Source organism: Massilimicrobiota sp. An80 (assembly GCF_002159255.1).
Taxonomy (GTDB): Bacteria; Bacillota_I; Bacilli_A; order Erysipelotrichales; family Coprobacillaceae; genus Allocoprobacillus; species Allocoprobacillus merdigallinarum.
The window spans coordinates 1-10,703 of record NZ_NFHI01000063.1; the positions used below are offsets into that span (position 1 = coordinate 1).

Annotated in this window: 11 protein-coding genes and 1 tRNA gene; 3 read left to right on the top strand and 9 right to left on the bottom strand. The window is 30.6% G+C overall.

The annotated features are described in order from the left end of the window. Positions 1-112 precede the first annotated feature (112 nt). Genes B5G32_RS12410 through ftsE form a run of 3 tightly spaced genes read right to left on the bottom strand, consistent with a single transcriptional unit; the run spans position 113 to position 2,217 of the window. Positions 113-592, bottom strand: coding sequence for an AAA family ATPase (locus B5G32_RS12410; RefSeq protein WP_087936826.1), 480 nt, complete (start codon positions 590-592; stop codon positions 113-115). 40 nt (positions 593-632) lie between these two features. Then, positions 633-1,538, bottom strand: coding sequence for a permease-like cell division protein FtsX (gene ftsX / locus B5G32_RS12415; RefSeq protein WP_087243862.1), 906 nt, complete (start codon positions 1,536-1,538; stop codon positions 633-635). Continuing rightward, positions 1,525-2,217 carry a cell division ATP-binding protein FtsE gene (ftsE, locus tag B5G32_RS12420; protein WP_087243863.1) on the bottom strand — a complete coding sequence of 231 codons (693 nt, stop codon included), beginning with the start codon at positions 2,215-2,217 and terminating at the stop codon, positions 1,525-1,527. Before ftsE ends, ftsX begins: the two co-directional genes overlap by 14 nt. A gap of 150 nt (positions 2,218-2,367) precedes the next feature. Here ftsE and B5G32_RS12425 point away from each other — a divergent pair, with 150 nt between their 5' ends. Then, positions 2,368-2,559 (top strand): hypothetical protein, encoded by a 192-nt coding sequence (locus tag B5G32_RS12425; RefSeq protein ID WP_087243864.1) that lies wholly within the window; start codon positions 2,368-2,370, stop codon positions 2,557-2,559. Positions 2,560-2,636: 77 nt separating this feature from the next. Then, entirely contained in the window at positions 2,637-4,463 is a 1,827-nt protein-coding gene (gene asnB, locus B5G32_RS12430) for an asparagine synthase (glutamine-hydrolyzing) (protein WP_087298197.1), read from the top strand. A gap of 204 nt (positions 4,464-4,667) precedes the next feature. Here asnB and B5G32_RS12435 read toward each other — a convergent pair whose 3' ends face one another. Both B5G32_RS12435 and B5G32_RS12440 read right to left on the bottom strand, forming a co-directional pair. Continuing rightward, positions 4,668-5,531 carry a diacylglycerol/lipid kinase family protein gene (locus tag B5G32_RS12435; RefSeq protein ID WP_087936827.1) on the bottom strand — a complete coding sequence of 288 codons (864 nt, stop codon included), beginning with the start codon at positions 5,529-5,531 and terminating at the stop codon, positions 4,668-4,670. Positions 5,532-5,542: 11 nt separating this feature from the next. Then, positions 5,543-6,409 (bottom strand): TRM11 family SAM-dependent methyltransferase, encoded by an 867-nt coding sequence (locus tag B5G32_RS12440; RefSeq protein ID WP_239386250.1) that lies wholly within the window; start codon positions 6,407-6,409, stop codon positions 5,543-5,545. Between the two features lie 147 nt (positions 6,410-6,556). Here B5G32_RS12440 and B5G32_RS12445 point away from each other — a divergent pair, with 147 nt between their 5' ends. Continuing rightward, positions 6,557-7,771: an O-antigen ligase family protein gene (locus B5G32_RS12445; protein WP_087936829.1), complete on the top strand. Its 1,215-nt coding sequence runs from the start codon at positions 6,557-6,559 to the stop codon at positions 7,769-7,771. Positions 7,772-8,059: 288 nt separating this feature from the next. Here the strand turns inward: B5G32_RS12445 and B5G32_RS12455 are convergent, their stop codons facing one another. The 4 genes from B5G32_RS12455 to B5G32_RS12470 form a co-directional block, all read right to left on the bottom strand. Continuing rightward, a complete protein-coding gene (locus B5G32_RS12455; protein WP_087936830.1) occupies positions 8,060-8,902 on the bottom strand; it encodes an HAD family hydrolase in 843 nt (280 codons plus the stop codon). A 68-nt stretch (positions 8,903-8,970) separates the two neighbouring features. Next, entirely contained in the window at positions 8,971-9,840 is an 870-nt protein-coding gene (locus B5G32_RS12460) for a YitT family protein (RefSeq protein WP_087305568.1), read from the bottom strand. 46 nt (positions 9,841-9,886) lie between these two features. Continuing rightward, a tRNA-Thr gene (locus B5G32_RS12465) sits at positions 9,887-9,963 on the bottom strand. A 39-nt stretch (positions 9,964-10,002) separates the two neighbouring features. Beyond that, positions 10,003-10,590 carry an ECF transporter S component gene (locus B5G32_RS12470; protein ID WP_087298190.1) on the bottom strand — a complete coding sequence of 196 codons (588 nt, stop codon included), beginning with the start codon at positions 10,588-10,590 and terminating at the stop codon, positions 10,003-10,005. Positions 10,591-10,703 lie beyond the last annotated feature (113 nt).

Below are 10,703 nucleotides of genomic sequence, written 5' to 3' on the forward strand. Positions count from 1 at the left end.
CACGTAGCAAATAATATGAATAGCCAGGACAATTTAATTTGAATATTATAGTTATCTCACCTTGTATCCTAACCAAATAAATTGAAGAACTATTTATCATTTAATTTGGCATTCAACAAATAATTTCATCTTGCTTCAATGAAGAAATATCTATCTGATGTGAAGATAACTTATCATAACAAGACATACGCTCTAAGCTTCTTTTGATGATGCTTTCTTCTCTTAGACCTAAGTCAATATCTTTTTGAAGATGCTGTCTTAATGTCTGTTCATCACAGACAAGGGATATTGAATAAACCTGACAGTCATCTAAACAAAGACGATCACAAATTTGGTCAATGATAGATTGTTCATGCATCACCCAACAAAAAATAATATTTTCAATCACAGAGCAGTCAATAAAAGACTGTAACTGATAGACAATATTATTGATGACCATGGCTTTGGTTTCTTCATTCACAATAAAAGGATGCATATCCCAACACCAATCACCATCTAACATAACGCTATGATTTAATTTCTTTTTTAAAAGTTGACTCGTGTTTGTTTTGCCAACTCCCATCGTTCCACCAATCATAATAAACCTTTTCATATAACCTCCAAAAAAAGCTTCGGGTCTTTTCCCAAAGCTTTTAAAATTTCAAGAATTTTCTAACTGATACAAAACTTCCAATCAAACCAACACCACATCCTAAAGCAACCATTATTCCTGAACAATGCCAAATAAATGGGAATGGTTCACGCATTGATAACATGGCTGGCAATAAATCCACAGCTCCACTGTATATCCAATTATATCCAAAATACATCACCAGAATAGGAACAATAGAACCTAATAAACCAATAAAAACACCCTCAAGCATATATGGTAAACGAATATACCAGTTGCTTGCTCCAACCATACGCATAATACTGATTTCTGTTTGACGTGATGTAATTGTAATCTTGATTGTATTGGCAATCATAAACAATGCGATAATAGTCAGTCCTACAACGAAAATAGCACCACCATTTCTAACTGTTTCTAAACTATTCACTAAAGAATTTGTAGAGTCTCCACCAGATGTCGCTTGATTGACATGTTCTAAACCACTAATCTGATCAGCTACCGTATCTATTTCTTTGGCATCGTCCACTTCAACAACATAAGCTGCTCCTAAAGGATTGTTTTCACGATAACTTTCAAACAATTTTTTCCCATCTTCATCCTGCATTTCAATTAACTTATCTAACTCATTTTCCTTAGATGAAAAAGTTGCTTTTTTAACGCCATCAATTTTTTCAATTTCAGGCAATATCTGTTGTGCTTCTTTATCACTGATTTCTCTATCCATCTGTACATAGATTGTTAAACTATCTTCAATACTATAAGTCATATCCTGAATATTAATCGCAATAACTCCAATCACTGCAATTAATAATAAGGTTATAGTCACTGCAAAAATAGATGATACAGACATAACGCCATTACGCCAAATATTTTGAAAAGCTGTTTTACAGTGTTTAGGAAAGTTTCTTATACAACTAATGAATTCCATCAACATAACCTCCTACACTTGTATCCGTTTTAATACAACCATCTTCAATTAAGATTGTTCTTTTTTTATGTTTTTGAACAATTTCTTTATCATGTGTGACAACTAATATTGTTGTATGATTAATTTCATTAATTCGCTCTAATAATTCTATAATTTCATGAGAAGTATCAGGATCCAAGTTTCCTGTTGGTTCATCAGCAATCAAAACTTTAGGATTATTCACAATCGCTCTGGCAATCGCTACACGTTGTTGTTGACCACCAGATAATTCATGAGGAAAAGCATTGGCTTTATCTTCTAATCCAACAAGTTCTAATGTTCTTCTCACTTTTTTTCTGATTTGAACTTTAGGTGTATCAGTCACTTCTAATGTAAAAGCTACATTTTCAAAGACTGTTTTTTTAGGTAATAATCTAAAGTTTTGAAAAACAACACCAATATTTCTTCTAAAATAAGGAACCTTACGATCTTTAATTTTAGAGACATCCTGTCCTGCTACTATAACTTTACCAGAACTGGCTTTTTCTTCACGATACAATAATTTGATGAAAGTTGATTTACCTGCACCAGTTGGACCAATGACATAAACAAACTCACCATCACCAATATCAACATTCATATTATTAACGGCTCTTACACCGGTTTTATATACTTTTGTTACATTTTCAAGTTTTATCATCCAATCACCTCTCGACATATTATAACATATATTTCAACGAATAAAATGGGAAATAATGGATTTCTTGTAAAATCATAATGAACACATTTTTCTGTTTTTCTTTGTTTTCTTTTTAAAATTTTGTATAATAATATTAGAGAGGTGGTATGCATGAGAAAATGTCCAAGATGTCATAAAGAAATGAAAGAAGATTGTTATATTAAAGATACTGCACAACCTATTAGCGACTTTACAATCATCGAAAAAAATGAAAACCTGAAGAAAAAGGAATATGCTTTAAAAGCGGCATTATGTAAATCTTGTGGATATGTTGAATTATATGTAGACATCAATGAGGATTAAGTCCTCTTTTTCTTTACTTTTTTATTTTTTTATATGAAAAAGCATGTTATAATGCTTTCACGAAGGAAGTGATTACGATGTGTGGAATAGTTGGATTCGCACCTGTTAATGAAAATGCAAGTCAAATACTAAAAAAGATGATGGATCGTATTGCTCATAGAGGGCCTGATGGTGAAGGGCAGTTCATTGATGATTATGTAGCTTTAGGACATCGTCGTTTATCTATTATAGATTTAGCTGGTGGTCAGCAACCTATGAAATCTGATCATTTGGTCGTTGTCTTTAATGGAGAAATATATAATTATCTAGAATTAAAAAAAGATTTAGAAGCCAAAGGGCATGTTTTTCAAACTCATAGTGATACAGAAGTGATTTTACATGGTTTTCAAGAATATCGTTATGATGTTGTGAATTATTTAAGAGGGATGTTTGCTTTTGCATTATATGATACTGAGACACATGAGTTATTCTGTGCCAGAGATCATTTTGGAATTAAACCTTTCTATTATTATGATGATCCTGCTCATTTCTTATTTGCAAGTGAAATCAAAGGTTTCTTAGATCATCCTGATTTTAAAAAAGAATTAAATACTGAAGTCTTAGATATTTATTTAAAAATGAATTATGTAGCTGGTGAAAAGACTTTCTTTAAAAATGTTAAACAATTGTTACCAGGACATTATCTTATTTATAAGGATCAAAAGATTCAAATTAAACGTTATTATCATATTGAATTCAAAGATCAATATAAAACTGATCAGGAAATGATTCAAGCTATTGATCAAATCATGAAAGATTCTATCCAACATCATTTGATTGCTGATGTTGAAGTTGGATCATTCTTAAGCAGTGGGATTGATTCATCATATCTTGTTTCATTAGCGAGACCTCAACATACTTATACAGTTGGATATAATGATGAAAGATATAATGAAATTAACTACGCTAAAGATTTAACACAACAATTAGGTATTGAAAACAAAAGCAAAATTATTACTAAAGAAGAATATTTGGAAGTCTTACCAAAGATTATGTATCATTTAGATGAACCAACTGCCGATCCAGCTGCAGTCGCTTTATATTTTGTTAGTCAACTTGCCAGTCAGGATGTCAAAGTTGTTTTATCTGGTGAAGGTGCTGATGAATTTTTTGGTGGTTATAATACTTATCGTGGAGATATTGATAGTGGATTGTATGGAAAAATTCCTTTCTTCATTCGTCATGCTATTGCATCTATATGTAAACATCTACCCACATTTAAAGGTATTCCTTTCTTAATTAGAAATGGAGAGCGTATTGAAGATTATTATGTAGGTGTTAATCCTGTTTTCTCTGATAATGATTGTAAACATTTATTAAAAGATACAAGTCATTTACATAGTCATAAAGATATTGTTGGAAATGTCTTTGATCGTGTTCAGAAAGCAACAAATATTCAAAAAAGACAAGCTTTTGATTTACAAACTTGGTTTATTAAAGACATCTTGCAAAAAGGTGATAAAATGACAATGGCTCATTCTATTGAAAGTCGTGTTCCTTTTACAGATAAAGAAGTTTTCCAAGTCGCAAGTCAATTAAAAGATAATCAAAAAGTCACAAAAGAAAATACAAAAGTCTTATTAAGACAAGCTGCTAAAAAAGTTATTCCTAATGAAGCTTACAAGAAAAAGAAATTAGGTTTCCCTGTTCCACTTAGAGAATGGATGCGTGAAGATGATCTTTATCAAAAAGTTTATGATGGTTTACAGACACCTATTATTAAACAATTGTTTGATGATCAAAAACTATTATCTATGTTAGAAGACCATAAAAATCATAAACATGACTATTATAAAAAAATCTGGACTGTCTATTGCTTCTCATTATGGCATCAGGTTTTCTTTGCAGAAGAATATGAACACTAAGTTAAATATCTTAGTGTTTTTTTGTTATAGTTATGAAGAAAGAAAAACTCAAATCTTAGTTGATGCTAATGGTAAGGTTACTTTATCGCTTCATTAGCACTTATTAGTGTAGGAATTCTTGTTGTTAATAAAAAAAGAAAATCATTATAATCATATATAATGGAAAAGCTGATTGAGTAAGTCACAATGAATGACTTATTCATATCAGCTTTTTTTATACAACACTAAGTTTAATGATTGCGGACATACTTGAAAATGATAACTGTCTGCCTTATACTCTTCACCATCAATATTACAGCTATAGTGACAGTAAACTGTTGCTTCTTTCACTTTATAATAATGGACTTCATGTCGTCTATGTAATTGATGTGATAAAAGATAAGTGACCAAATAAGGTATTTTGATCTTTGGTACACGATCGACAACACAGATATCCATATAACCATCTTGAATATGAGCTTGAGGTGTGATTTGAAAACCACCACCATAATATTGCGCATTATTTAATGTACAGAGAATTGTCTGATTATCATAAAGACATTTTCCATCTGATACAATCTTTACATGATGATTATCATAACGAAATACTTGTTTAAAAATAGATATAATATAACTCTGTGATTCAGGTACAAATGGAATATCTGGAATATCATGGACTTTATTTGCGATTATACTGTCCAATCCAAAACAAGCAGAATTCAAATAATATCTGTCATTGATTTGAATGGTATCAACTTTTTGGCTTTCTTGCTTTAATGATTGAATTAATAGTTGACGGATATTCTTTTCTTTTGTAAGTGTACGACAAAAATCATTCCCCGTTCCAAAAGGCAAAATAACAAGTTCATGGTCACTATGTACTAACGCCTGCAACAAGCCATTGATTGTTCCATCTCCACCAACTGCATAAAATCTTGATGGTTCTAAACAATTTTGAATGTATTTTTGACTATCTTGCATTGATGTTGTATAAACAATTTCATATACATATTCCTGCATGATATCATGAATCACGCCTTCTAAATCATGATGACGCTTTGTATCATGCATCATAAAAATATGTTTCATTTTTCCCACTCCTATAGACAATGTGTTATATATCTTTGAAAGCTCCCTTTTTGTATCATAGCTTGATCTTTCATATGATATCCTATATTTATTAATTCTTTTTGCATTGGAACGTGTGAAATTAAAACCAGCTCTGCTGCAATATCTCTGGTCTTTTCTAAAAGTTCGCATTGTTGCTGATATGTAAATGGACTATATACACCATAAGGAATATCTAAAATACAGACATCATATGTTTTCTTTAATGTTCTCATATCACATCTTTGAATCAATAATGGATCATACCCATAATGTTCTAAGTTCAATCTTGCCTGATAAGCCACATATTTATTGATATCATAACCAACAATATGAGCATTCATGCTCAATCCTTCTAAAACAACAGTTCCTACTCCACAACATGGATCAACAATCGTTTTAGATAAATCATTTCCTAAAGCAATATTAACAACTGCTCTCGCATCTCTTAAGGCTAATGAATGTGAATATGAATAAGGTTTATCATTATGTTGATTCCATCTCATATCATTTTGATAAATACCAAAATACCATATTTCATGAATTTTTGTAATCGCAAAGATTGTTTGAGGATGATGCATATTCACTGAACCAGCAATAGGCAAGGCAATCTGCTTACATTTATCAATTGATTCCTGATATGGCACATGTGTGATTTCGTTTTTTAAATAGATGACTTTAAAATCATAATAACAATAATTCTGTTGTTCAATAAAATTGACTATTTCATCAAAACAGGCACTTTCATATAAAATATTTAATTTTCCCCTGATATAAGCACTTCTGGAATAATCAAAATCCTGATTTGTTATATAATATTTTGTTTGCATATCTTCATGAAAAATATGTCTAAATTCCATTTCACATAAGTTCTGTTCATGTGGCGAATAATTATAAATATATAAATATTTCAGCTTGTTTCCCTCATTTCTTACATTTTTGTTATCTTGATTATTTATAGTATACATAAATTTAGAAATGTTGTAAAATAGAGATACGTTTGGGAGGTGTTTTTTATTTTTGGGATTCAGTATTTAAAAACACATTTTACACATCATCAAAGATATATCATTGTTGCTGTTTTTTCAATGTTTTTACCTTTTTATATGTGTGGAGGGATTTTAATATTTTTAACACTTCGTTTATTATGGAAAGGGGAAATACAGGAAGCTTATAGACAAATACCTAAAAGTCGTTTTATTATTTATTTTAGTTTATTAAGTGCTATTGTTTCTCTGTTTTATCAAAACTATTATGGTTTTGTTTGTAGCATTGGTATTTTAGTGATTTTATCTTTTGTTTTATATTATCGTATTCATATTGATTCACGATTATTTGAATATATAACAAACTGTATTATTGTTTTAAGTATTTTTGCAGCTTTATATGGTTTAATTGAATATATTGGTATTTTGAATTCTTACAATATTGATCAGTTTGAAATCATGATATTCAATCGTCCTCAAGATCGTATTAATTCCGTTTTCTTTAATGCTAATTACTATGCTATGATGATTGAATTCTTTGTTTGTTTAACTTTCTATAAAATATTAAAAATTAAAGATATAAAATTAGAATGGAAAAAATTTATTTATTATGTCGCAGTCATTGGATTAAATCTTTTTGTTTTATTATTAACTGCCTGTCGAACTGCATGGCCTGCATTAGCTGGTGGCATTTTAATTATGTTGATTGTAGACAAGCATCATAAAACATGTGCATGCATATTAGCTCTTGTTATTGTGGCTTGTATTTATTTCCTATTAAATCCATCAAAATTCCCACGTGTTGATAATATTGTTGCTTATTTCATGACACGTGCTGGTATCTGGGAAGTTGCTATTCAAAATATTATAACACATCCTTTGTTTGGTGAAGGCCCTATGACTTATATGCATATCTATCCATTATATCATGGTCATCCAACCGAACATGCTCATAGTATTTATTTAGATCCATTGCTTTGTTTTGGAATTGTTGGATTATTAACTATTGCTCCATATATTTATTCTAATATTCAAAGATTATATCGTTTATGTAAATTAAAAGTTGATAAGACATTGGTTGCATTGATTGTATCCTTTACAGTGATGATCTTTATTCACGGGATATTAGATTATACTATTTTCTTTGTTCAGACTGGATTTTTATACCTTTTAATTGCCAGCTCTTTTGATGTTCATAAACATGCTTTAAAAGCTTATGAAAGCCTACGTAAGTAGGTTTTTTATGTTATAATAAATAAGAGGAGTGCGATATCTATGCACAAATGGTTCTGGTATTCTTTAAACCCTGAAGAAAAATTTCAGCGTTATAAACATTCACTTTGGCTTTTGATTCTTGCTATCATTGTGCTTTTCATTAAGTTCGATTTGATAATTGCACTTGGTTATTCTCTTGTCCTCATTATTTTTTCATATCTTGGTTATAAACATTTTCAAAGAGAAGCTATGGCATATAAAGAAAGAAAAAGTTGTCAAAAGACGTTATAAACGTTTTATGACAACTTTTTAAAATAAACCTAAGCGATGCAATTCATGATAAATTCCATCATCCTGTACACTTTCACATATAGCATTTCCATATTGTTTGAGTTCTTTTGATCCATTTGCCATGACAACACCATATTCACAAGTCTGAATCATCGCATAATCATTCATACTATCTCCAAAAGCAATTGTATTTTGAATAGGAATATTTAAATATTCACATACCTTTTCAACAGCCGTTCCCTTATCTGTTCCTTTCATAATAATTTCACCATTAATGACATCTTGAGAAAAGATTTCATGAATGACAAAATGAAATTTATCTGATAGAACACGTTTAGGTTCTTCTAAATCTTCCTCTTTTTCACACATAAAGCATAGCTTTTGAATAGGAATAGGATTTTCATCATATTCCTTTAATGGATGAATATTAAAATGTTCTTTTTGTTCATTTAATAATCTCTGTAATTCAGAATTTAAATTTTCTCCATCTTTTAAACGATGTTTTACAAATTCATAATTCATCTTTTCATCTTGAAAAGTCATATGATTAGCTTCTAAATTATATAAAATGTGATGCTGATCAAAAATATGCCTTGCCAGTTGAATATCTTCTTGACTCAAACATGATTCAAAGATTTTTTGACCATGCACCTCAATATATCCACCCGCACTACTGATAATACCATCGAAACCAATTGGAAAAAGTGGTCTAGCTCCTGCATAACTTCTTCCTGTACATAAAAAGACTTCATGTCCATCTTTTTGAACTTGATGAATAGCTTCTTGCACCTTTGGTGATACTCGTCCATCTGGCAATGTCAATGTTCCATCTGCATCTAAAAAGATTAATTTCTTGTCCATCAAATCCCCCCTATTTTCATTATAATCAAATCTCTATAAAAACCAAATTTGTTTCAAATACTGCAAATCTATAATCTCTTTTCAAAGTGTCCATCCACTGACATACCTTCAAAAAACAAAGTAAATGCTTGTGGATCAAGACCTTTAATAATATGTTTGAGTTGATTCACTTCATATTTACTAATCACTGTTACCATAACATAAGTATTTTCTTTTGTATAAGCACCTTTTCCTTGCCAAAAAGTCATTCCACGTCCCATTTCAGATAAAACTTTATTTTGAATTTCTAATTGTTTTGTAAAAATAACACATGTTACATTGATATTTTGATAATGAGTTTTATCTAAAACAAGTGTAAAACATGTCATATAAATGGCAGAATAAATGGCTATTTCAATATGAAATAAAAATGCACACACAACATAGATTGCTAAATTAATAAATAATGATAATTTTCCTACTGAAAAATGTGGTAACTTTTTTGTAAAATAGACACCTAAAATGTCTAATCCTCCACCACTTCCAGAACAGCGTAATGTTAGACCTATACCAAATCCAGTCACAATTCCACCAATAATACAATTGGTAAGAATATCATCAACAAGTGGTGTTGTTGGAATCATGATGAATGTTAAAAAGATAGTTTGAGAAATAACAGATAATAGCGTTCTGACAAAAAAACGTTTAGAAATGGTACGATAAGCTAACATAAATAGAGGTATGTTAATCGCAAAGTTAATAATTCCTGATATATCTATTGAAGATGGAAACATGCCATTACTGATTTGTTCTAATAGTGTTCTTATAATTTGAGCAATTCCTAATACCCCACTACTATATAATTGCACAGGTACTACAAATAAATTTACTCCCAATGCAAAAATAAATGCCCCTAATATAATGAAAAAATATCTTTTACTTTCCTGATTCAAAATCATATCGCTCCCCCTTATAAAGAAAAAAACGCAGTTGCGTTTTTACATATGGTGCCGACAACAGGACTTGAACCTGCAACCTGACCATTACGAGTGGCCTGCTCTACCGATTGGAGCTATGTCGGCATCCTGTATTATTATAATACAAAAAGGAATAGATTTCTACTATTCCTTTGGCACAATTTTCTTTAATAAACCATTATTTTTTAATCTTGGAGCCATAGCCATATACAGGATTGATGAAATAACAATGGCCATCAAAGCATTCACTGTCGTTGTTATAGCATTCCATGAAGCTAATGCTTTTGCTGCATTATCAGGAGCACCTAAAATAAAAGCAGTATAAAAATAAGAAAAAATAGGTTCTCCAATCACATTAAATAACATACCTGCTGTAGCTGATAAAATAACTGCTTTCCATAACGCTTTCCCTTGCTTATGCTGGATATGAAAAATACGATGTGCAACCAAACCAGTTATGATACCAATCCCTAATTTCAAAATAATTGTTTTAGGCGCTACAATCACATAAGCCGGATCCAACAAATCTGCAATTCCCATACCAATAGCACCTGCAATACCACCAGGTAATCCCCCTAGCAATAAAGCTGCCAACACACAAAAAGTATTTCCTAAATGAAAAGATGTAAAACCACCTGGTGTGGGAATCTTAATCTGTAAAAACATAAATGATATATAACATAAGCCAGCCATTAAACCAACTAAAACGATTTTCAATATTTTTGTATTCATATTTCCCTCCATTTCCGTCCGCCTTTGTCGGTCGGACACAAACATTTTATTAAAATCATTTCCCTCCAATCGTTTTTATAGTATCCTATAAGAGAGGTGGTATACTACAGAGC